21 protein-coding genes are annotated in these 19,985 nt (G+C 68.2%); 10 read left to right on the top strand and 11 right to left on the bottom strand.

Translation table 11 applies throughout. The features are described from left to right. Nucleotide 1 precedes the first annotated feature (1 nt). From AC3WVS_RS14055 to AC3WVS_RS14030, 6 genes are all read left to right on the top strand, one after another. Entirely contained in the window at nucleotides 2-1,222 is a 1,221-nt protein-coding gene (locus tag AC3WVS_RS14055; protein WP_492319119.1) for a helix-turn-helix domain-containing protein, read from the top strand. Nucleotides 1,223-1,256: 34 nt separating this feature from the next. Further along, nucleotides 1,257-1,925, top strand: coding sequence for a Vgb family protein (locus AC3WVS_RS14050; RefSeq protein WP_492319118.1), 669 nt, complete (start codon nucleotides 1,257-1,259; stop codon nucleotides 1,923-1,925). Between the two features lie 108 nt (nucleotides 1,926-2,033). Next, complete coding sequence (locus tag AC3WVS_RS14045; RefSeq protein ID WP_010813486.1) at nucleotides 2,034-2,228, top strand: lipoprotein; 195 nt, start codon at nucleotides 2,034-2,036, stop codon at nucleotides 2,226-2,228. Between the two features lie 123 nt (nucleotides 2,229-2,351). Further along, nucleotides 2,352-2,885, top strand: a complete 534-nt coding sequence (locus tag AC3WVS_RS14040; protein ID WP_492319117.1) for a hypothetical protein — start codon at nucleotides 2,352-2,354, stop codon at nucleotides 2,883-2,885. Nucleotides 2,886-2,961: 76 nt separating this feature from the next. Further along, entirely contained in the window at nucleotides 2,962-4,212 is a 1,251-nt protein-coding gene (serA, locus tag AC3WVS_RS14035; protein ID WP_492319116.1) for a phosphoglycerate dehydrogenase, read from the top strand. A gap of 175 nt (nucleotides 4,213-4,387) precedes the next feature. Further along, nucleotides 4,388-4,735 (top strand): hypothetical protein, encoded by a 348-nt coding sequence (locus AC3WVS_RS14030; RefSeq protein WP_492319115.1) that lies wholly within the window; start codon nucleotides 4,388-4,390, stop codon nucleotides 4,733-4,735. On the opposite strand, the gene AC3WVS_RS14025 is transcribed toward AC3WVS_RS14030, so the two are convergent. Continuing rightward, nucleotides 4,726-5,007, bottom strand: a complete 282-nt coding sequence (locus AC3WVS_RS14025; RefSeq protein ID WP_492319114.1) for a tripartite tricarboxylate transporter substrate-binding protein — start codon at nucleotides 5,005-5,007, stop codon at nucleotides 4,726-4,728. The genes AC3WVS_RS14030 and AC3WVS_RS14025 overlap by 10 nt on opposite strands. On the opposite strand from AC3WVS_RS14025, the gene ccmI reads away from it, so the two are divergent. Together ccmI and AC3WVS_RS14015 are read left to right on the top strand one after the other, a co-directional pair. Beyond that, nucleotides 4,951-5,625 carry a c-type cytochrome biogenesis protein CcmI gene (ccmI, locus tag AC3WVS_RS14020; RefSeq protein WP_492319268.1) on the top strand — a complete coding sequence of 225 codons (675 nt, stop codon included), beginning with the start codon at nucleotides 4,951-4,953 and terminating at the stop codon, nucleotides 5,623-5,625. The two genes, AC3WVS_RS14025 and ccmI, sit on opposite strands and share 57 nt — an antisense overlap. A 26-nt stretch (nucleotides 5,626-5,651) precedes the next feature. Next, nucleotides 5,652-6,209: a c-type cytochrome biogenesis protein CcmI/CycH gene (locus AC3WVS_RS14015; RefSeq protein ID WP_492319113.1), complete on the top strand. Its 558-nt coding sequence runs from the start codon at nucleotides 5,652-5,654 to the stop codon at nucleotides 6,207-6,209. 4 nt (nucleotides 6,210-6,213) lie between these two features. On the opposite strand, the gene AC3WVS_RS14010 is transcribed toward AC3WVS_RS14015, so the two are convergent. Both AC3WVS_RS14010 and kbl read right to left on the bottom strand, forming a co-directional pair. Beyond that, nucleotides 6,214-7,170: an L-threonine 3-dehydrogenase gene (locus AC3WVS_RS14010; protein WP_492319112.1), complete on the bottom strand. Its 957-nt coding sequence runs from the start codon at nucleotides 7,168-7,170 to the stop codon at nucleotides 6,214-6,216. Beyond that, the gene (kbl, locus tag AC3WVS_RS14005; RefSeq protein ID WP_492319111.1) at nucleotides 7,170-8,369 is read right to left on the bottom strand and encodes a glycine C-acetyltransferase; all 1,200 of its coding nucleotides are present in this window, start codon (nucleotides 8,367-8,369) and stop codon (nucleotides 7,170-7,172) included. Before kbl ends, AC3WVS_RS14010 begins: the two co-directional genes overlap by 1 nt. Before the next feature lie 104 nt (nucleotides 8,370-8,473). Between kbl and AC3WVS_RS14000 the strand changes: the two genes are divergently transcribed. After that, on the top strand, nucleotides 8,474-9,070 hold the full coding sequence (locus tag AC3WVS_RS14000; protein WP_010813494.1) for a helix-turn-helix domain-containing protein: 597 nt from the start codon (nucleotides 8,474-8,476) through the stop codon (nucleotides 9,068-9,070). Between the two features lie 35 nt (nucleotides 9,071-9,105). Here the strand turns inward: AC3WVS_RS14000 and AC3WVS_RS13995 are convergent, their stop codons facing one another. Genes AC3WVS_RS13995 through AC3WVS_RS13960 form a run of 8 tightly spaced genes read right to left on the bottom strand, consistent with a single transcriptional unit; the run spans nucleotide 9,106 to nucleotide 17,820 of the window. Beyond that, nucleotides 9,106-10,275: a xanthine dehydrogenase family Fe-S subunit gene (locus AC3WVS_RS13995; protein ID WP_492319110.1), complete on the bottom strand. Its 1,170-nt coding sequence runs from the start codon at nucleotides 10,273-10,275 to the stop codon at nucleotides 9,106-9,108. Between the two features lie 9 nt (nucleotides 10,276-10,284). Next, a complete protein-coding gene (locus tag AC3WVS_RS13990) occupies nucleotides 10,285-11,112 on the bottom strand; it encodes an FAD binding domain-containing protein (RefSeq protein WP_492319109.1) in 828 nt (275 codons plus the stop codon). 3 nt (nucleotides 11,113-11,115) lie between these two features. Then, complete coding sequence (locus AC3WVS_RS13985) at nucleotides 11,116-13,512, bottom strand: xanthine dehydrogenase family protein molybdopterin-binding subunit (protein WP_492319108.1); 2,397 nt, start codon at nucleotides 13,510-13,512, stop codon at nucleotides 11,116-11,118. A 33-nt stretch (nucleotides 13,513-13,545) separates the two neighbouring features. Next, complete coding sequence (locus tag AC3WVS_RS13980; RefSeq protein WP_492319107.1) at nucleotides 13,546-14,172, bottom strand: N-carbamoylsarcosine amidohydrolase; 627 nt, start codon at nucleotides 14,170-14,172, stop codon at nucleotides 13,546-13,548. A gap of 2 nt (nucleotides 14,173-14,174) precedes the next feature. Next, a complete protein-coding gene (locus tag AC3WVS_RS13975; RefSeq protein WP_492319106.1) occupies nucleotides 14,175-15,230 on the bottom strand; it encodes a 2,5-dihydroxypyridine 5,6-dioxygenase NicX family protein in 1,056 nt (351 codons plus the stop codon). A 16-nt stretch (nucleotides 15,231-15,246) separates the two neighbouring features. Beyond that, nucleotides 15,247-16,074, bottom strand: coding sequence for an alpha/beta fold hydrolase (locus AC3WVS_RS13970; protein WP_492319105.1), 828 nt, complete (start codon nucleotides 16,072-16,074; stop codon nucleotides 15,247-15,249). Between the two features lie 9 nt (nucleotides 16,075-16,083). Continuing rightward, a complete protein-coding gene (locus tag AC3WVS_RS13965; protein ID WP_492319104.1) occupies nucleotides 16,084-16,836 on the bottom strand; it encodes a maleate cis-trans isomerase family protein in 753 nt (250 codons plus the stop codon). A gap of 21 nt (nucleotides 16,837-16,857) precedes the next feature. Further along, complete coding sequence (locus AC3WVS_RS13960) at nucleotides 16,858-17,820, bottom strand: amidohydrolase family protein (RefSeq protein WP_492319103.1); 963 nt, start codon at nucleotides 17,818-17,820, stop codon at nucleotides 16,858-16,860. Nucleotides 17,821-18,259: 439 nt separating this feature from the next. On the opposite strand from AC3WVS_RS13960, the gene AC3WVS_RS13955 reads away from it, so the two are divergent. Then, nucleotides 18,260-19,864 (top strand): MFS transporter, encoded by a 1,605-nt coding sequence (locus AC3WVS_RS13955; RefSeq protein ID WP_492319102.1) that lies wholly within the window; start codon nucleotides 18,260-18,262, stop codon nucleotides 19,862-19,864. Nucleotides 19,865-19,985: the final 121 nt, after the last annotated feature.

The following is a 19,985-nucleotide window of genomic DNA, read 5'->3' as shown; positions in this document are numbered from 1 at the left end:
GATGGACTCACGCATTGCCGCCGCGGCGCTAGCGCTCGCCGCTGGCGATCCGCTTGGCGCGCTGAACCGGGTTGCCCTGCGCGACGATCCGCCGGCGCTGGCGCTGCGCGGCATCGCCATGGCGCAGCTTGGCGACCTCATCCGCGCGCGGGCACTGTTGCGCAGCGCGGCGCGCGCCTTCGGTCCGCGCGAAGCCGTCGCGCGCGCCAGGTGCGTGGTGGCCGAAACCGAAATCGCCTTTGTCTCGCGCGACCTGGGCTGGCCCGCAAAGACGCTGGACAGCGCGCGCGCCACCCTGGAAGCGCACGGCGACTGGGTCAACGCCGCCCATGCGCGCTATCTGGAGATACGGCGGCTGCTGCTGATCGGCCGCATCGACGACGCCGAGCAGGCGCTTGCCGGGCTTGACCCCACCCCCTTCCCGCCCGCATTGCGCACAACCCATGCCCTGATCGTGGCGGGCATCGCGATGCGGCGCGTGCAGACCCGGCCGGCGCGCGCCGCGCTGGCACAGGCCGCGCACGCGGCGCAGCGCGCCGGCATCCCATCCTTGCGCGCCGAGGTAGAAAGCGCGGCCCTGGCGCTGCATAGCCCCGCGGCACGCCGCATCGCGCGCGGCGAGGAACGGCCGCTGCTGCTCGAGGAAGTCGAAGCGCTGCTGGCATCGAAAGCGCTGGTCGTCGATGCGTGCCGCTATGCCGTGCGCTGCGCTGGCACCGCGGTCTCGCTCGCCAGGCGGCCGGCGTTGTTCACGCTGGCGCGCGCGCTGGCCGAGGCCTGGCCCGCCGACGTGCCCCGGGACACGCTGATCGCGCACGCCTTCCGCACCAGGCATGCCGATGCTTCGCACCGCGCGCGGCTGCGTGTCGAGATCGGGCGGCTGCGGGCGGTGCTTGGCGCATTTGCCGGCGTCACGGCAACCGGGCGCGGCTTCGCACTGGTGCCGCAGCGCGCGCGCGAGGTAGTGGTGCTGGCGCGGCCTGTGGAAGAGAAGCACGCAGCAGTGCTCGCCTTGCTGGCCGATGGCGAGTCATGGTCCAGTTCCGCGCTCGCGCTGGCGCTGGGTGCCGGCCAGCGCTCGGTGCAACGGGCACTGGAAACGCTGGCGGCAGCGGGCAAGATCCAGTCCCTTGGCCACGGGCGCGCGCGCCGCTGGATGACGCCGCCGGTGCCGGGATTCACGACGACCTTGTTACTCCCCTCGCCGCTGCCGGTTGACTAGCATGTAGCCATCCCCAAGCCAACAGGATCACAGCATGAAACGATCACAAGCCGAAGTGCTTCGCGAGTATGGCCCCTTCCCCGGCGTCGAGAACGTCCACGGTGTCAGCTATGACGGCCAGCGGGTCTGGTTTGCCAGCGGAGACAAGCTCAATGCCCTGGACCCGGTCACCGGCAGGACACTGCGCTCGCTCGATGTCGCCGCCCATGCCGGAACGGCTTTCGACGGCCAGCACCTGTACCAGATTGCCGAGGACCGGATCCAGAAGATCGATCCGCAAAGCGGCCGCGTGCTGGCCACGATCCCCGCGCCGGGCGGCGGCGGCGACTCGGGGCTTGCCTGGGCCGAAGGCACCTTGTGGGTGGGCCAGTACCGGGAGCGGAAGATCCACCAGGTCGATCCACAGACGGGGGCGATCCTGCGCACCATCACGTCCGACCGCTTTGTCACCGGCGTCACCTGGGTTGATGCCGAGCTCTGGCACGGCACCTGGGAAGGTGACCAGAGCGAGCTGCGGCACATCGACCCGCAATCGGGCGCGGTGCTGGAATCGGTCACCATGCCGGCCGGTGCGGGCGTGTCGGGGCTGGAGTCCGATGGCGGCGACCAGTTCTTCTGCGGCGGCGGCAACAGCGGCAAGATCCGTGCAGTGCGCCGGCCCGGGCCAGCCGGAAAGCGCCCCGCCGGCGCCGCGGGCAAGTAGCCGGCATTCATCCTGAGCGGATCGTTTTCACTATTCCTTACAGACAAAGACGTTGCCACCATCTATTCTCCTGTCGCAAACGGAATCCCCCACAACAAGGAGAATGCGATGAAATCCGCTCTGGCCCTTCTGGTCGCCTGCAGCGCACTGCTGGGCGGCTGCGTGGTAGCCCCTTATGACACCTACGGCAGCGGCCCCCAGGGCTGCCCGCCTGGGCAGGCAAAAAAGGGCAACTGCCGCGTCGACCCGTACGGCAACGAGTCCTTCTGCCCGCCGGGACAGGCCAAGAAAGGCCGCTGCTGAGCCAGCGCCGGCGCCGCACTGACCGGCGGCCCCGGCTGCCCCCGGCACCAGCCGGTGTTGCACGGGCCGGCCTGGCGGACGGAGAATGGCCGGATGCGGGCATCTCGTCCGCAGGAGAGCGCCATGCAATCCCGCACGCCATCCCGGTGTATCGGCGAACTGTGCGTCGCCGCTGTCGTGCTCGGCTCGCTCGGGGCCTGTGCGACCTTGCAGCCGGAACAGACCGGCAAGCGAATGATCGGCAGCCCGGAAAGTGCCGTACGCAGTACATTCGGATCCCCCACCGAGACCTACCGCCTCGCCGACGGCACCAGCCGCTGGATCTGGTCGCGCCAGCCCCTTGGCCATGAGGTCTACGCCGCCGATTTCGACGCCGGCGGCAAGCTCACCAACTATCGCCAGATGCTGACCGAGACGGAGATCTACCGCGCCCAGGTCGGGACCTGGACCAAGAAGGACGTGCAGGAGCACTTTGGCCTGCCGCGCGAGCCCATCCAGTACTACGCCCTGATGAAACGTGAAGCCTGGTCCTGGCGCATGTACAAAGATGGCTTGCAGACCGCGCATTTCAGCTGCTACTTCGATGACGCCGGCGTGCTGCGCCAGACCATGATCATCGTCGACCCGCTCGGCGGCGACGCGCGCCGCTCGCGCTGAAGCGACGCCAGCGAGGCAGCCGGTGCCATTGCCGGCAGCAGGGGCTCCCCGGCCCACGGGCTTTTTTGCGCGCAGAATGGTGACGATGCGGCAAGCGCCGCCAACCCTCCATGCGGAAACGAACGTGACCACTGCGATCCTGCTCGAGAACATCCACCAGAGCGCCAATGCCCGGCTGGCTGAAGCCGGCCTGCAGGTCGAGCGCCGCACCGGCGCCCTGGCCGGTGCCGAACTGCGCCAGGTGCTGGCCAGCCACGACGTGGTCGGCATCCGCTCTGCCACCCACCTGCGCGCCGACGACATCCGCAGCGCGCCCGAGCTGCTCTCGATTGGCTGCTTCTGCATCGGGACCTCGCAGGTGGACCTGGAAGCCGCCACCACGGCCGGCATCCCGGTGTTCAACGCGCCCTTCTCCAACACCCGCTCGGTGGCCGAGCTGGTGGTGTCGGAAGCAGTGATGCTGCTGCGCCGGATTCCGGAAAAGAACGCCCTGGCACACGCCGGCAAGTGGGCCAAGGGCGCCGCCGGCGCGTTCGAGGCGCGCGGCAAGACCATTGCCATCGTCGGCTACGGCAATATCGGCTCGCAGGTAGGCGTGCTGGCCGAATCGATGGGCATGCGCGTGGTCTACTACGACGTGCTGGCGCGACTCTCGCACGGTTCCGCGCGCGCCGCGGGATCGCTGGAAGAGGCAGTGTCGCAGGCCGAAGTGGTGACCCTGCATGTGCCAGCCACACCGCGCACGCGCAATATGATCGATGCGCGCATCCTGGCCGCCTGCAAGCCGGGCGCGATCCTGATCAATGCCTCGCGCGGCAGCGTGGTGGACATTGCCGCGCTGGCCGCGGCGCTGCGCGAGAAGCGCCTGGGCGGCGCCGCCATCGACGTGTTCCCGGAGGAGCCGAAGACCAACAACGATCCCTTCGTCAGCGAACTGCAGAACCTGCCCAACGTACTGCTGACCCCGCACGTGGGCGGCAGCACCGAAGAGGCGCAGGAGAATATCGGCACCGAAGTGGCGGCCAAGCTGGCGCACTTCCTGGCCACCGGCGGCACCATCGGCGCCGTCAACTTCCCCGAGGTCGATCCCGGCCCGCTGCACGCGCCGGCGCGGCTGCTCAATGTGCACGGCAACGCGCCGGGCGCCCTGGCGGCACTGAACACGCTGCTGGCGCAGGAAGGCGTGAATATCACCGGCCAGCACCTGCAGACGCGCGGCCACACCGGCTATGTGGTCACCGACCTCGACCGCGTGCCGTCAGACCAGCTGATGCAGGCGCTGCGCACCCATGCAGGCTTTGCCCGCTCGCGGCTGATCCTGCGATAGGACAGCGGCCGTCCCCAGGCTCAATTGTCACAGAAGTGTCATAACTCTTAAGAATGTTCTGAAACCGTCGCTATGATGAATATGGCCCACGCGCGGATCCGTGGGCCTGCACTGTGCCGGTTCTCAGTGGCGCCCTGTCTCGGGGCCACGCTGACAATAAGAGAGAGGGGTAGTCATGAAAACGGTCGAACTCAGCAGGAAGGCCGCCGGCGTTGCCGGCCGGCTGGTCGCAGCGGGCGTTCTGGCAGCCGCGGGTATCGGCCCCGCTGCCGCGCATACCGGCACCCTTACGTTCCTTGGGGGAATCTCGTATCCGTCCTGCGGCTTCCGTCCGTCCGCCGGACAGTTGCAGGCGAGCTGCCAGCAGCCGTCGGGGCAGATCGTCTCGGCGCCGTTGCCGTTGTCGCCTGCCCGGATGCCCGGGCAAGCCCGCATCGGCGTGGCAAGGCTGGACGTCGAGCCCGCCCGTGCCAGGCAACGCGGCACGCCGGACGCGTACGTGGTGGTAGTGACCTACCAGTAAACGCGCGGCAGGCAGGCGCCCGCACCAGCCGGCCCTGCCTGCTCCGCCTTGGCCACCATGTCCGCGCCGATCATGCCCCCGGCGCCTGGCCGGTTGTCCAACACAACCGCCTTGCCCCATGCCTTGGCCAGGCCGTCCGCTACCATGCGCGCGACCACGTCGCCGGTCCCGCCCGCGGCGTACGGCATCACGATGCGCACCGTGCGTGCCGGGAAATCCACGCCCTGGGCACCACCCTGCGCCCGCGCGCCCAGACCAACCCAGCGCCGCACCCGCGACTCTGGCTGCTCGCCGCCGCGCTGATCGCTGCCGCCACGGCCTGCCTGCTGTGGCCGCTGCTGCGCCGCCGGGCAGTGCCAGACCCGGGCACGCCGGAACGCACCTTGCTGGTTGACCTATACCACGACCAGTTGCGCGAGCTCGACACCGACCTGCGCGGCGGCACCCTCACCGCGGCGCGCCACGCCGAAGCCCGCGACGAGCTCGGCCGCCGGCTGCTCGATGACGCCGCCGGCGCCGCCACCGGCGCGGGACGGGCAGGCACCTCGCCGCTGCTCGCCGCGCTGCTGCTCGCATTGCTTCCCAGCGCCGCCATCCTGCTCTATCTGCACCTGGGCAACCCGGTCGCGCTCTGGCGTGCCGACGACCTGCCCGAAAACACCGGCAGCCAGCACCAGTTGAGCGGCGCGCAGATAGAGGGCATGGTGAACCAGCTCGCGCAGCGCCTGCGCGAGTCGCCCGGCGACGCGCAGGGCTGGGCCATGCTGGCGCGCTCATACAGCGTGATGAAACGCCACGCCGATGCCGCCGCGGCGTACGCGCGGGCAGTCGAACTGGCGCCGGACGTGGCCGCGCTGCGCTCGGACTACGCCGATGTGCGGCCAGCCTGAACGGCGGCTCACTAGAAGGCCCGCCCATGGCACAGGTGCGCCAGGCCCTGGCACTGGACCCGGACGACCCCAAGGCGCTGGCGCTTGCGGCCAGCGCCGCGGCCGAACGCGGCGACAAGCAGGCGGCGATCGGATATTGGGAGCACCTGTACCGGCTGCTGCCGGCGGATTCGCAGACCGCGGCGCGCATCGCCGCCAACCTCGCGGCCGCGCGCGGCACGGATGCCGCGGCGCAAACCCCGAAGATCACCGGCATGGTCACGCTCAGCGAAAAGGCCGGGCGCACGCCGCAACCGGGCGACACGCTCTTTGTCTATGCGCTGCCCGCCGACGGCTCACGCATGCCGCTGGCGGTGCTGCGCCGGCAGGCGCGCGATCTGCCGCTGTCGTTCACCCTGGACGATGTGATGGCGATGCGGCCCGACCACCGGCTGTCAGGGCAGCAACAGGTCATGCTGGAAGCGCGCATCTCCGCCAGCGGCAGCGCCTTGCCGAAAGCCGGGGACCTGGTGGGACGCACCGGACCGGTGGCAGTCGGCACCGAGGGCACCCGCATCGCCATCGACGGCACGATCGCGCCATAGCGTCTCAGGCGGGCAGCGTCGCCTTCAGGTTGGCCAGCATGTCCGCCACCATCTCCTTCAGGCCGTACTCCGCCTGCCAGCCCCAGTCCGCGCGCGCGACCGAATCGTCGATCGAATCCGGCCAGCCTTGCGCAATCGCCTGGCGATAGTCGGGTTCATAGCGGATCTGGAAGCCCGGCACCTGCTCGCGGATGGCCGCGGCGATCTGCGCGGGCGTGAAGCTCATGCCGGCGATGTTGTAGCTGCCGCGCTCGCTCAGCTTGCCGGCCGGGACTTCCATCAGTTCGATGGTGGCGCGGATCGCATCGGGCATGTACATCATTGGCAGGGCCTCGTCTTCCTTCAGGAAGCAGGTGTAGGGCTCGCCTTTCACCGCCGCATGGAAGATGTCGACCGCATAGTCGGTGGTGCCGCCGCCGGGCGGGGTCTTGTGCGAGATCAGACCGGGATAGCGCACGCTGCGCACATCCACGCCATGGTTGGCGTGATACCAGCGGCACCAGCCCTCGCCCGCCTGCTTGGAGATGCCGTAGACCGTGGTGGGCTCCATCACGGTCTTCTGCGGTGTCTGTCCGGCAGGCGTGGTCGGGCCGAAGGCCGCAATCGAGCTTGGCCAGAACACCCGCTCCAGTCCGGTCTGCCGCGCCAGCTCCAGCACATTGAGCAGGCTGGTCATATTGAGGTTCCACGCCCACTGCGGCGCCTTTTCGCCGGTGGCGGACAGCGCGGCCGCCAGCAGGTAGACCTGGGTGATGCCGTGGCGCTCGACCACGGTGGCCAGCTCGCCGCGGTCGGTGGCGTTGAGCATCTCGTGCGTCAGGTGCACATGGCGGCCGGTGGGCACCACGTCGGAGGTGATCACGTTGGTGCGCCCGTAGCGCTCGGCCAGCGCCAATGCCAGTTCAGACCCGATCTGGCCGTTGGCGCCGACGATCAGGATCTTCGGTTTGCCGTCTTCCATCAGATCAGCCCCAGTTCACGGCCAGCCTGGCCGAAGGCATCCAGCGCCGCCTGCAGCGCGGCCTCGTCATGCAGCGCGCTCATCTGCACGCGGATGCGCGCCTGGCCCTTGGGCACCACCGGGTAGAAGAAGCCGACCACGTACACGCCCAGCTCCAGCAGGCGCTGCGCCAGTTGCTGTGCCTTGTCGGCGTCGTAGACCATGATCGGGATGATGGGGTGGTCGCCCGCCTTGACGTCGAAGCCCAGCTGGTCCAGTCCCGCGCGGAAGAACCTGGTATTGCCCTCCAGCCGGTCGCGCAGCTCGGTGCTGGCTTCCAGGATGTCGAGCACCGCGATCGACGCGCCCACGATGGCCGGCGCCACCGTATTGGAGAACAGGTAGGGCCGCGAGCGCTGGCGCAGCAGCGCCACGACTTCCTTGCGCGCGCTGGTGAAGCCGCCGGAGGCGCCGCCCAGCGCCTTGCCCAGCGTGCCGGTGATGATGTCGATCTTGCCGAATACGCCGCGCGCCTCGTGCGTGCCGCGCCCGCGCTGGCCCATGAAACCGGTGGCATGGCATTCGTCGATGCCCAGCAGCGCGCCGTACTCGTCGCAGATCGCGCGCATCTCATCGAGCCGCGCCACGGTGCCGTCCATCGAGAACACGCCGTCGGAAAACACCAGCATGTAGCGCGCGCCGTCGGCCCGCGCCTGCTCCAGCTGCACGCGCAGGTCGTCCATGTCGTTGTGCTGGTAGCGGTAGCGGCGCGCCTTGGACAGGCGGATGCCGTCGATGATCGAGGCATGGTTGAGCGCATCGCTGATGACCGCGTCTTCCGCGCCCAGCAGCGTTTCGAACAAACCGCCATTGGCATCGAAGGCCGAGCCATAGAGGATGGTGTCCTCGGTGCCGAGGAAGGCCGACAGCCGCGTCTCCAGCGTCTTGTGCAGGTCTTGCGTGCCGCAGATAAAGCGCACCGAGCTCAGCCCGAAGCCATGCGTGCGCAGCGCTTCATGCGCGGCCTCGATCACCTGCGGGTGCGACGACAAGCCAAGGTAGTTGTTGGCGCACAGGTTGATGACCTCGCGGCCGTCGGTGGTGCGCACCCGCGCACCCTGCGGCGTGGCGATCACGCGCTCGTTCTTGAACAGCCCCGCCGCGCGGATGCTTTCGAGTTCGGTACGGATGGATGCATAGAATGCCTCGGCATTCGACATGGCTTGGCTCCCGTTGGTGTGCGAGGGATGTGCTAGGATTCGATCGATAAATCGAACACGTTCTGTATATCGAACATTTTGCGCAATATAACGAACATTAATCCATGACGCAAGCCCTCGCCCAGACCCCGCAGGCCGATGGCCCGCCCGCCGTCGGCATGGCGCTGCAGGCGCTGCGCCAGCAGCAACGGCTGTCGCTCGATGAACTGTCGCGCCGTGCCGGGGTTTCCAAGTCGATGCTGTCGCAGATCGAACGCAACCTGGCCAACCCCACCGTGGCGGTGCTGTGGCGCCTGGCCAATGCGCTCGGCGTGAACCTGACGGACTTCCTCGCCGGAGGCGCCGCTGAGCGCCCCGCCGGCGGCATCACCGTGGTCCAGCCGCACGCGATCCCGTCGCTGAAAAGCCCCGATACCCGCTGCGACCTGCGCATCCTGGGCCCGATCGACCTGGCCGGGCGCTTCGAGTGGTATGAGCTGACCATCCAGGCCGGCGGCGTGCTGGCCTCCGAGCCGCACGAGGCCGGCACCCAGGAACACCTGTCGGTGCTGAGCGGATCGATGACGGTGCGCGCGGGCGCCGATGAGAAGAAGCTGAGGCACGGCGAGACCGCGCGCTATGCGGCCGATGTCGCACATGCGATCTCCAATGGCGGCAAGACCACTGCCACCGCACTACTGGTTGTAGTGCATCCGGGCTGACGCGGGCAAGGGTTGCGACAGCCCGGCGGGCGGGTTCAGCGGGCGCCGAACCACCGTTTGACCCGCTCCCACAGCACGCCGAAGAACATCGCCACGGGATTGAGGCGTACCGCCTGGTTGCGTTCGGCATCGCTCAGCGTCGGGTCCATCCTGCGCGCCACCGACTTGCCGAAATCCGCAATCATGCGCCGCACGAAATCGCGCACCAGCCCCGACCGCGAGAACTGCGCCAGCGGCCCCTGCAGCGAATACTGCAGGTCGACCGCGACTTCGGTCTCGTGCGCGGCAAGCGCCTTCAGCTGGTAGGCGATGTCGCCCGCGGCCTTGGAATTGCTGAGCGAGTCCTGCCCCGCCCCCTTCAGCACGCCGCGCTTGTTCGCGTCGTCGCGCTGCAGGCGCGCGGCGCCTTCGAACCTGGCGGACATCGGGCCGAACTTGATGGCGATATGGCCCTTGACCTTCTCCCCCTCCATTTCAGTCAGCACGGCGCCCGGCAGGCAGCCCGCCACGGCCGGCAGGTCGGCCATGAAGGCCCATACCGCGTCGAGCGCGTAGGGAACGGTGAAGCCGCCTTCGATGCGCGACCAGCCCTTGCGGTCGGCTGACCGTTCCGCCTCGGCGCCGGTGCCGGCGGCCAGGTGCGGCAGCGTGCCGAGCGCTTCGTCGGCAACCGCAAAACCGGTGAACGGCGCTTCGGCCGGTGCCGCGCCCGCGGCGTGCCGCGCAATCACGCCGGCTGCGGCGCGGCGTGCGTCCAGTACCGAGCGAATGGCGGCGACGATCCCCATATAGCCAGTGCAGCGGCACAGGTTGCCCGACAGCTCGTGACGGATGGTGGCGTCGTCGGCGTCGGGCAGGCGCAGCACGATGTCGCGCGCGGTCGCCAGCATGCCCGGCGTGCAGAAGCCGCACTGCAGCGCGTGGTGCTGGTTGAAGGCCGCGCGCAGGTCGGCCATCACGGCATCGTCCTGATAGCCTTCGACGGTGACGATGTCGGCGCCCTGGCAGGCAGCCGCGAAGGTGATGCACGAGCGCACCGGCTTATCGTCGAGCAGCACGGTGCAGGCGCCGCACACGCCGTGCTCGCAGCCGAGGTGGGTGCCGGTCAGCCGGTGCGTGTCGCGCAGGAAGTCGCCCAGGTGCGTCCGGTCCGCGCACGCGCCGGAAACCCGGCGGCCGTTGACATTGAATTCGATGGTCTGCACGGGCGCTCCTCAGTTCAGCATTTGCGTGACGCAGCGCATCACGACGGTACGGTAAAGCTTGCAGTCGATGGCGTCCTTGCCGGGCGCGGCCTGCGCCACCGCTTCGTCCACGGCACCTGCGGTGAGCGCCGCGGCGCCTTGCGCGGCGACCGCGCGCGTGAGGCCGCGCAGCACCACCGGCGGCCCGTCCAGCGCGCCGAGCACGATGCGTGCGAAGCGGCGGCTGGCATCGAAGTACGCGGCGCAGCTGGCTTCGGCAAACTCGCCGGTCTTGCGGCACAGCTTCTGGTAGCCCCAGCGGCTGTGCGCCGTGGCATGCGGCACGCGCACGGCGGCGATCAGCTCGCCATCGGCCAGCACCGTGGTGTAGGCGCCGATCATGAAGGCTTCCATGGGCACCTCGCGCGTGCCGGTGCCGGACGCGATCTCGATGCGCGCACCCAGCGCGGTCATCGCCACTACCCAGTCCGCGGCCGGGTCCGCATGGGCCAGGCTGCCGCCCACGGTGCCGCGGTTGCGGATCGCACGATAGGCAATGCCGCCCGCCACGGCCTGCAGCATGGTGCCGCGCAGCGGCGCGAACACGCCGTCCTCGATCTGCGCATGGGTCACGCAGGCGCCGATGCGGATGCCATCGGGGGTGGATGCGACTTGCCGCAGTTCGGCCAGCCCCGACACATCGACCACCGTGTCGGGACGGGTCAGCCGCAGGTTCAGCATCGGGCCGAGCGACTGGCCTCCGCCCATGGTCTTGGCCACGTCGGTGCCCGCGCCAAGGCGGGCCAGCGCGTCCGGCAGCGAGCCGGGCGCATGATAGGAAAAAGCGACGGCTTTCATCGGTCAGGCTGCCTTCTTGCTTTGTGCGCCGGCCACTGCCGCATCCAGCGCTTCAAGGATCTTTCTCGGGGTCAGCGGCGTTTCCTGAAGTTCGACGCCGAAGTCGCGCAAGGCGTCGTTCACCGCGTTGAAGATCGCCGCCGGCGGTGCGATGGCACCGCCCTCGCCCATCCCCTTGGCGCCGAATTCCGTATGCGGCGACGGCGTCTCGAAATGATGGATGCGGATCGACGGAATCTCGGTCGGCCCGGGCAGCATGTAGTCCGCCAGCGTGGAGGCCAGCGGCTGCCCGTTGCCGTCATAGCGCATCTCTTCGAACATCGCGGTGCCGATGCCCTGCGCCACGCCGCCAAAGGTCTGGCCCTCGACCACCATCGGATTGATCATGGTGCCACAGTCTTCCACCACCACGTAGTCCAGGATCTCGACATGGCCGGAATCGATGTCGACTTCCACCGCGACCGCGTGGGTTGCATAGGTGAAGCTGCCGGTATCGACCGCGGGCTTGAAGCCCATGGTGACCTCCAGCCCTTGCGCATCCACATCGGGCGGCAGCAGGTGGGGATTGATGTACCAGGCGTCGGCAATGCGGCCGATATGGATGACGTTGGCATCGCCTGCACGCACTGCGCCGGCTGCGAACGTCACCGCCTCCACCGGCTGCCCCAGCATATGCGCGCCAATCTTCCGCAGCCGCGGCAGCAGCGCCTTGCACGCCCGCGACACCGCGCCGCCCGACATCACCAGCGAGCGCGAGGCATAGGTGCCGGTGGAGAACGGCGTCAGACCGGTATCGCCATGCACCAGCTTGATCCGTCCGATGTCAATGCCCAGGATCTCGTGGGCAATCTGCGCGAAGGTGGTCTCCATCCCCTGCCCGTGCGAATGCACGCCGACGCGCACTTCGAGGCCGCCGTCCGGCGTGATGCGCACCGTGGCCGAGTCGAAGCCCGGGATCACCGGCGTGCCCCAGGCCGCGAACACGGAAGTGCCATGCGCCGACTGCTCGGTGTAGGTGCCGAAGCCCACGCCGACATAGCGGCTGCCCTGCGGACCCGCCTGCTGCCGCGCGCGGATCGCGGGCAGGTCGATCATCTCCATCGCCTGGCGCACGCTGGCCGGGTAGTCGCCGCCGTCGAAGTGCTTGTTGGTCACGTTGACGTAAGGCATGGCCTGCGGCGGCACCAGGTTTTCGCAGCGCACTTCCCACGGCTCGCGCCCCACCTCGCGCGCGATCGCATCCATCATCAGTTCCATGGCGAAGCAGACGCCGGTCCGGGCCACGCCGCGATACGGCACGAAACCCGGCTTGTTGGTGGCCACGCAGGTAGTCTCGCAGCGGTATCCGTCGAAGGCATAGGGACCGGGCAGGTTGCCGATCGCCTGCCCCGGCTCCAGCCCGATGGTGAAGGGCCAGACCGAATAGGCACCGCCGTCGATGGCGATGTTCGCGTCCAGCGCCAGCAGGCGGCCGCGCTTGTCGGCATAGGCGGTAAGCGCGTAGTGATGCTCACGCGAGTTGGCGCCGGCGGTCAGGTGCTCGCGCCGGTCCTCGATAAAGCGGAACGGCCGCTTGTAGGTCAGCGCCAGCCAGGCGATACAGAGCTCTTCCTGCTGCAGCACGCATTTGTAGCCAAAGGCGCCGCCAACGTCCGGCGAGATCACGCGAACGCGCGCCTGGTCCAGGCCCAGGCAATGGCTCAGGATGGTCCGGATCATATGCGGCACCTGGGTGGCGCTGTACACCACCAGCTGGTCGAACTGGTGGTCCCAGTAGGCCAGCACCGCCTTGCCCTCCATCGGCACCATGCACTGGCGCGCCAGGTTGACCTTGCGGTGGACGACGACGGAGGCCTCGCGCTGGCGCGTCTCGAAATTCTTGTCGATATTCAGCGTCAGGAAGGTGTTGTCGCGCCAGTGTTCGTGCACGCGCACCTCGCCTGCGAGCTGGCGGGCCTGTGCCACGTCGGTCAGCGCGGGCAGCTCGTCGAACTCGGCCACCACCTGCTCGGCGATGTCCTCGGCTTCGGCGCGCGTGGGGGCAAAGGCCATGGCAACGGGCTCGCCGACGAAGCGCACCTTGCCGCTGGCCAGCGGCGCCTGAGCCGACGGCTGGTAGGACGGGAACGCCGAATCCGCGACGATGTCCCGCGCCGCCGCCATGTCCTCGCGCACGATCACCGCTTGCGCGTGGCGCGCGGGCTTGGTCACGGACAACAGCCTGGCATGCGCCACGGGGCTGCGCAGGAAGGCCACCTCCTGCAGGTCCGGCATGGCGATGTCCGCGACAAAGCGGCCCTTGCCGTGCAGGTGCCTGGCGTCTTCCTTGCGCGCCACCCGGGCCCCCACGCCCTGGCCGCGCCCTCCTTCCGAATGATCCGGTTCCATCGACGATGTCATTGTCTTATCCGTCCCGATGATTCATGCAAGCGCTCATTCGCGCACCCCGATGGCCGCCAGCCCTTCCGCGCGGGTGGTGACCTTGGCATATTTCTGTTCCATGTCGAACAGGTTGGCCTGGTGCGGTCCAAGCGCGCGGTCGCCGACGCAATCCGACAGCACCAGCGGCCGGAAGCCGTATTGCATGGCGTCCACCACGCTGGCGCGCACGCAGCCGCTGGTCACCGCGCCGGCCACCACCAGCGTGCGCACGCCGCGCTGCGTCAGCCAGGCGGCCAGCGACGTACCGAAGAACGCCGACGGCACGGTCTTGCGCACCACCAGCTCGCCGGCCCGCGGCGCCAGTTCTTCGACGATGGCGCTGTTGCGCTCGCGCTCCTTCAGCGACAGCATGTTCGGCACCTTCATGGAGAAGATGTTGTGGTCCGAACCATCGTCTGCAAAAACGATGCGGCTGTGTGCAATCGCCCAGCCCTCGCGCCGTGCCACGGCCAGCAGCGGCACGGTGTTGGCGATGGCCTCGCGGATATTGCCGCCGCCGAACACCTCCGGATCGGCAAAGCCGTTGACGAAATCGACCACCAGCAGCCCGATCGGGCCCGCCAGTTCCAGGTCGTTGCCGAAGCCCTGGCGCTGGTACGCGCCGATCTCCTTGTGCATGGCTACTTCTCCTCCGGATAGCGGAATCCGTCCGTGACCTTGCCGCGGCTCACCACATCTACGCCGTCCAGGCGGACGGTACAGTTACGCACGGGAATATCGATATGGCAGGCTGTGGTGCGGCTGCCGCCGGCTTCGTTATTGGGGCCGAGCGAGAACAGGAAGTTGCCCTCGAACGCGCGCGCGTCCATACCGATGGTGGCCTCGCGATCGTACAGCCCCAGCGTGGACCAGTGCGCGCGCGGCTGCAGCCCCCAGCCGATATGCGAGATGGCATAGGCCTGCGGGTCGTTGAAGGAGGCCATGTACTCGCTCAGCAGTTCGGCGTGCAGGCCGCCTTCGATGCGCGTGGCAAAGCCGCCCTCGACCGTCAGCATGACCGGCTCGGTGACGTAGGTCTTCTGCGGCAGCAGGATGTCGCCGCGCTCCAGCACGATGGTGCCGTTGGCAGCGCCCTCGTTGGGCCAGGTCAGCGCGAAGCCGCTGGGCCAGTGGTCCCAGCGCCCGGGCTCGTCGACAAAGCCATACTCGCTGATGGCCGGGAACTCGCCCAGCGGGCAGCGCAGGTCGGTGCCGGCCGGCGACACCACATGCATTTCCTTGGCGCGGGCCAGCCGCTCGGAGGCGGCCTTGACGCGCTCGCGGTCGGCCTCGCAAGGCACCAGGCGCGCCAGCACCTCGGGCGGCTCGACGGCCAGCAGGATTTTGGTGCCGCCCTTCAGGATGTCGTGCTGCTCGGGGGAGAACAGCAGCGTCATCAGGTCCAGCACCAGGTCGCTTTCCCTGAGCGCGGCAATCGCGGCACGGTTGCCCGTGAGCGGAGTCGTGCCCAGGTAGGCCAGCGCGTCGCGGCTCAGCGCCTTTTCACCGTTGACCGGCGGCAGGTCGAGCCGGTTGACGATGGCACCCATCGCCTGCGTGGCGATCAGCGCGGTGGACAGCGTCTGCGGGTGGGTCGCAGCGCTGGTCAGGATGGTGACGGTCTGGCCCGGCTCCAGCCGCGACAGCTTCAGCACCTTGCGCCAGGCCTCGATCATCTGGTGGTCACTTACCGGCATGTCGCCTCCTTGCTTGTCATTGCGTCAGCGGCGCGCCGAGGAAATCCCCCAGCGCCGCGTAAAAGCCCGCTTCGTCATCCCACGGGATCATGTGGCCGGCACTGGCAACGTGGCTGACCAGCACCCCCGGCAGCAGCGTGCGGATCTGCGCCACGTCTTCAGCGCGCACCACGTCGCCACGCCCGGCGGTCATCAGCAGCGTCGGCACCTTGACCCGGGGCAGGTCCGCATGGATGTCGTCGCGATGGAAATCCTCGAAGCTGCGCACCACGGCGTCTTCGTTGCAGGTATGCAGCCATTCGGCGCGCAGGCGCAGCTGCTCGTCGGTCCAGGTCGGGCAGAAACGGCGCATGCCCTCCACGTCGGTGCCCTGGCGCGACAGGCGGATGGAGTCCACATACCACGGCAGGTGCGCGGGATATGCGCGGCGCCCGGGCCCCGACACCGGCGGATCCACCAGCACCAGCCTGGCCAGGCCGCCAGGCCGGCCCGCCGCGGCGCGCACGCCGATGCGTGCGCCCATCGAATGGCCAACCACGCTGTAGCGGCGCAGGCCAAGCGCCTCGGCAAAGGCCACTACGTCGCGGGCCTGGGCGTCGAGGCTGTAGTCCAGCCCGGCCTCGGCCGACGACAGGCCACGCCCGCGCACGTCCAGCACATAGGTATCGAAGCTGGCGCCAAAGCGCTCGCCGACGAAGCCCCAGGTGATTGCCGGGCTGGTGATGCCCGGCACGATGATCACGGGATCGCGCGCGGCGCGTGCACCGTCACTTCCGCCATAGCGCAGGTAGTGCTGGCGAATGCCGTTGGCATGGACATGCCCGCCATAAAGGAAAGTGGTCATGGCATGCCCTCAGTAGGCGCCCGACAGCAGCGCGCCGGCGCCCGGCACGACCGGCTCCAGGTCCAGCGCCTTGAGCATGGCGTAGGTGGTGGCGATGGCCGCGGTGATGACCGGCTTGCCCGTCATCGCCTCCACTTTTGCCACTGCCGGCAGCGACGGCATCTGCACGCAGGCCGACAGCACGATGGCATCGACATCCGCCAGCTTCATCTGCGACACGATGCCCGGCAGCCGCGACGGATCGTGGCGGCCGACCTCAAGGTTGTCCGGAATCTCCAGCGCACGGTAGTCCACCACCTCATAGCCTTCGTTGCGGATGTAGTCCACCACCAGCTCGGTCAGCGGCTTCATGTACGGCGCCACCACGGCGATGCGGCGCGCGCCGATCACGCGCAGCGCATCCACCAGCGCACCGGCGCTGGTGATCACCGGCGCGTCGCCGCCATTCTCGATGGTGTGGGCCTTCAGGCGCTGCTCCGACTTGCGGTGATAGCCGTGGCCCATGGCCATGATGGCGACCAGGCAGGCGTAGCCGAGCACGTCGACGCGGGCGTCGCTGAGCTCCACCGCGCAGCGGTCGGATTCGGCATCCATGGCGGCCAGCTCTTCCTTGACCACCTTCTTCATGCGCATGCGGCTGGAGTGGAAGGTAAAGCGCTCCGGGCGGATCTGCTGGCGCGCCAGCAGCATCGCGGGAATCTCGGTTTCCATGGTCGTGTTCGAGCTGGGAACGATCTGGCCGATGCGAAAGACTTTTTGCATGAGGGTCCTCGGGTTGTACGGTTACAGCTTGAGCAGGCGTTGCGCGTTGCCGTGGCAGACCAGCGCGCGCGTGGTGTCGTCGAGCGGCGCGTCCTCGATGAACTTCGCCGCGACTTCGGTCGATTCGTAGGGGTAGTCGACCGAGAACATCACGGCCTCCGCGCCGAGCTCGGCAATGGCACCGGCCAGCGCACCGTGCGAGCACACCCCCGAAGTGGTGATGACGATATTGGTGCCGATGTATTCCGAAGGCGCGCGCGCCAGCCGGACGCCGTGCGAATAGACCGCAAAGCGGCTGTCGAAGCGCCAGCGCTGGTACGGCAGGCCCTCGCCCATATGGCCGAGGATGAGCTTCAGGCGCGGGAAGCGGTCGAACACGCCGCCGAACAGCAGCCGCAGCGCATGCGATGCGGTCTCTACGCCCCAGCCCCACGCCGCGCCGGTCAGTTCGGGGTGGCCCGCCAGGACCTGCGGCTGAACCAGCGCATCGGTCGGGTGCAGGTACATGGGCACGTCCAGCGCCTGCATGCGTTCCCAGAAAGCATCGTATGCCGGGTCGTCGTAGTAGCGCCCGTGGGTATGGCCGTTCACCAGCGAGCCCTTGAAGCCAAGCTCGCACACGGCGCGTTCCAGCTCGCGCGCGGCCTGTTCCGGGTCGTGCATGGGCAGCGCGGCAAAGCCGGCAAAGCGCGTCGGGTGGCGTGCGATCTGCGCGGCCAGGAAGTCATTGCTCTCGCGCGCCCGCGCCAGGGCAAGGCCGGTGTCGGACTCGCCCTGCACGCCCGGGCCAGTCTGCGACAGCACCGTGATGTCGATGCCGGCACGGTCCATCTCGGCGAGGCGGTCCTCGTCGAAATCGGCGAGGCGGCGGTCCAGCTCGGCAAACACCGCCGGATCGATATGCTGCGTGAACGCCTTGGAATAGGCCTGGAATCCCGGCGTCATGAAATGCTCTTCGAGGGCGATCTTCTTCACTTTGGTCATGCTGGTGGGGGCTCCTGATTGGTGAAATCGCTTCGCTGCGGGCGCGTCCTGCATGGCATGCGGCGTGCGCCGATGCAATTGCTCAGTACACTGATTAGTTTCGGATTCTAGTCAGCGAATTTCCAAAAGTCTAGAAGCGGCGCGGAGGGTTAACACCTATAACGATGGCCATAGGCCCTCAGTACACTGAGCCCAGATGCTCAGTATGCTGATGATATTAAAAGACCATTTAAACAGGCGATTTCGGGCATTCCGGCACATTGTGGACTGGCCCACATTTTGCTCAGCATACTGCGTTTCTCATCAGCATACTGACTGATGCACCGGAAGGATGCGGCGCTGCACTGCGCGAGGGGCCGACAGGCCCTGGCCAGCGGCGCCGGCACCGCCGGGACGAGCAGACATATAGAGACAACAGCTAGACCAAAGGACCCCCGCCATGACGATCAGCCTGACTCGCAGCGAGACACGCGCCCCCGCCTCCGGCATGACAGCCGAGGAGCGCAAGGTCATCCTTGCCTCTTCCTTCGGCGCCCTGATGGAGTGGTACGACTTCTACATCTACGCCGCACTGGCGGTGTACTTCGGCGCACTGTTCTTCCCCAAGGGCAATGAGACTGCCGCCTTCCTGGCCAGCCTGGCCACCTTCGGCGCAGGCTTCCTGATACGGCCGGTGGGCGCGCTGCTGTTCGGCCGCCTGGGCGACCTGATCGGGCGCAAGTACACCTTCCTGGTCACCATCCTGCTGATGGGTGTTGCCACCGTCGGCGTCGGCGTGCTGCCCACGTATGAGCAGATCGGCATCACCGCCACGGTGCTGCTGGTGTTGCTGCGGCTGCTGCAAGGCCTGGCGCTGGGCGGCGAGGTCGGCGGCGCGGTCACCTACGTGGCCGAGCACTCCCCCGTGCACAAGCGCGGGCTGTACACCAGTTCGCTGCAGACCACGGCAACGCTGGGCCTGCTGTCCTCGTTGCTGGTCGTCTACCTGCTCAAGACCTTCCTGACCGAGGCCGAGTTCCGTGACTGGGGCTGGCGCATTCCCTTCATCGTGTCGCTGGTGATGCTGGTGATCTCGGTCTACATCCGCGGCAAGCTGCATGAATCGCCGGTCTTTGCCCGGATGAAGGCTGCCAACACCACCTCCAGGGCGCCGATCCGCGAAAGCTTCACCAACTGGAAGAACCTCAAGTCCGTGCTGCTGCTGTTCGTGGTGGCGGCGGGCCTGGGCGCCATCTTCGGCACCGGGCACTTCTACTCGATGTTCTTCCTCAACAAGACGCTGCACGTGCCGCTCGAAACAGTCCACATGCTGATCGGGATCGCGCTGGTGGTGGCCACGCCCTGCTACCTGCTGTTCGGCTGGCTGTCCGACCGCATCGGCCGCAAGTACATCATGATGGCCGCCTGCCTGCTGGCGGCGGTGTGCATCCAGCCGGTGTTCAAGGGCCTGACCCACTATGCCAATCCGGCACTCGAGCAGTTCCAGCAGCAAGGCGCCGTGCGGGTGACGGCCGGCGACTGCAAGGCGCGCCTGTTCGGCGAGCCGGTGTCCGCCTGCGACAAGATCCGCGGCTACCTGACCGACCTGGGCGTGGGCTACACCTTCGTGCCGGCCAGCAATCCGGCGCAGGCGGAAGTACGCATCGCGGATCGCACGCTGCAGGGCTTTGACCGCGACGCCATCAAGAGCGCGCTGGTGGCGGCCGGCTGGCCCGAGCGCGCGGACCCCGCGAAGATCAACACGCCGATGGTATTCGTGCTGCTGCTGGTCCCGATCCTGTTCCTGGCGATGGTGTACGGGCCGATGGCGGCCTTCATGGTGGAACTGTTCCCGGCCCGGGTGCGCTACACCTCGCTGTCGCTGCCCTTCCACCTCGGCGCGGGCTGGGTCGGCGGCATGCTGTCCTTCGTGGTCACGGCCATGAACGTGGCCAGCGGCGACGTCTACTTCGGCCTGTGGTACCCGGTGATCATCGCCGGCCTGGCCTTCGTCATCGGCATGCTGTTCGTGCCGGAGACGCGCGGCCGCGACCTGGCTACCTGAGCGGCACTACGGGTGAAGCTGAAGGGCGGATCTCTCCGCCCTTTCTTCCGGTCAACTATTCAGCATACTGAGTTTATCCGCGCTACCCGCGGCGCAGCGATGGCGCCGCGGTCTGCCGACG

It is taken from the genome of Cupriavidus sp. CPT47-8839-RL05A (assembly GCF_058792255.1).
The sequence above is the reverse complement of the archived record's forward strand: the minus strand, read 5'-3'. Positions and strand labels throughout refer to the sequence as shown.

Excerpts from the sequence above, each read along its gene's own strand:
- AC3WVS_RS14055 (WP_492319119.1), top strand. The coding sequence starts at position 2 with ATGGACTCACGCATTGCCGCCGCGGCGCTAGCGCTCGCCGCTGGCGAT.
- AC3WVS_RS14050 (WP_492319118.1), top strand. The coding sequence starts at position 1,257 with ATGAAACGATCACAAGCCGAAGTGCTTCGCGAGTATGGCCCCTTCCCC.
- AC3WVS_RS14045 (WP_010813486.1), top strand. The coding sequence starts at position 2,034 with ATGAAATCCGCTCTGGCCCTTCTGGTCGCCTGCAGCGCACTGCTGGGC.
- AC3WVS_RS14040 (WP_492319117.1), top strand. The coding sequence starts at position 2,352 with ATGCAATCCCGCACGCCATCCCGGTGTATCGGCGAACTGTGCGTCGCC.
- serA (WP_492319116.1), top strand. The coding sequence starts at position 2,962 with ATGGTGACGATGCGGCAAGCGCCGCCAACCCTCCATGCGGAAACGAAC.
- AC3WVS_RS14030 (WP_492319115.1), top strand. The coding sequence starts at position 4,388 with ATGAAAACGGTCGAACTCAGCAGGAAGGCCGCCGGCGTTGCCGGCCGG.
- AC3WVS_RS14015 (WP_492319113.1), top strand. The coding sequence starts at position 5,652 with ATGGCACAGGTGCGCCAGGCCCTGGCACTGGACCCGGACGACCCCAAG.
- AC3WVS_RS14010 (WP_492319112.1), bottom strand. The coding sequence starts at position 7,170 with ATGGAAGACGGCAAACCGAAGATCCTGATCGTCGGCGCCAACGGCCAG.
- kbl (WP_492319111.1), bottom strand. The coding sequence starts at position 8,369 with ATGTCGAATGCCGAGGCATTCTATGCATCCATCCGTACCGAACTCGAA.
- AC3WVS_RS14000 (WP_010813494.1), top strand. The coding sequence starts at position 8,474 with ATGACGCAAGCCCTCGCCCAGACCCCGCAGGCCGATGGCCCGCCCGCC.
- AC3WVS_RS13990 (WP_492319109.1), bottom strand. The coding sequence starts at position 11,112 with ATGAAAGCCGTCGCTTTTTCCTATCATGCGCCCGGCTCGCTGCCGGAC.
- AC3WVS_RS13985 (WP_492319108.1), bottom strand. The coding sequence starts at position 13,512 with ATGACATCGTCGATGGAACCGGATCATTCGGAAGGAGGGCGCGGCCAG.
- AC3WVS_RS13980 (WP_492319107.1), bottom strand. The coding sequence starts at position 14,172 with ATGCACAAGGAGATCGGCGCGTACCAGCGCCAGGGCTTCGGCAACGAC.
- AC3WVS_RS13975 (WP_492319106.1), bottom strand. The coding sequence starts at position 15,230 with ATGCCGGTAAGTGACCACCAGATGATCGAGGCCTGGCGCAAGGTGCTG.
- AC3WVS_RS13970 (WP_492319105.1), bottom strand. The coding sequence starts at position 16,074 with ATGACCACTTTCCTTTATGGCGGGCATGTCCATGCCAACGGCATTCGC.
- AC3WVS_RS13965 (WP_492319104.1), bottom strand. The coding sequence starts at position 16,836 with ATGCAAAAAGTCTTTCGCATCGGCCAGATCGTTCCCAGCTCGAACACG.
- AC3WVS_RS13960 (WP_492319103.1), bottom strand. The coding sequence starts at position 17,820 with ATGACCAAAGTGAAGAAGATCGCCCTCGAAGAGCATTTCATGACGCCG.
- AC3WVS_RS13955 (WP_492319102.1), top strand. The coding sequence starts at position 18,260 with ATGACGATCAGCCTGACTCGCAGCGAGACACGCGCCCCCGCCTCCGGC.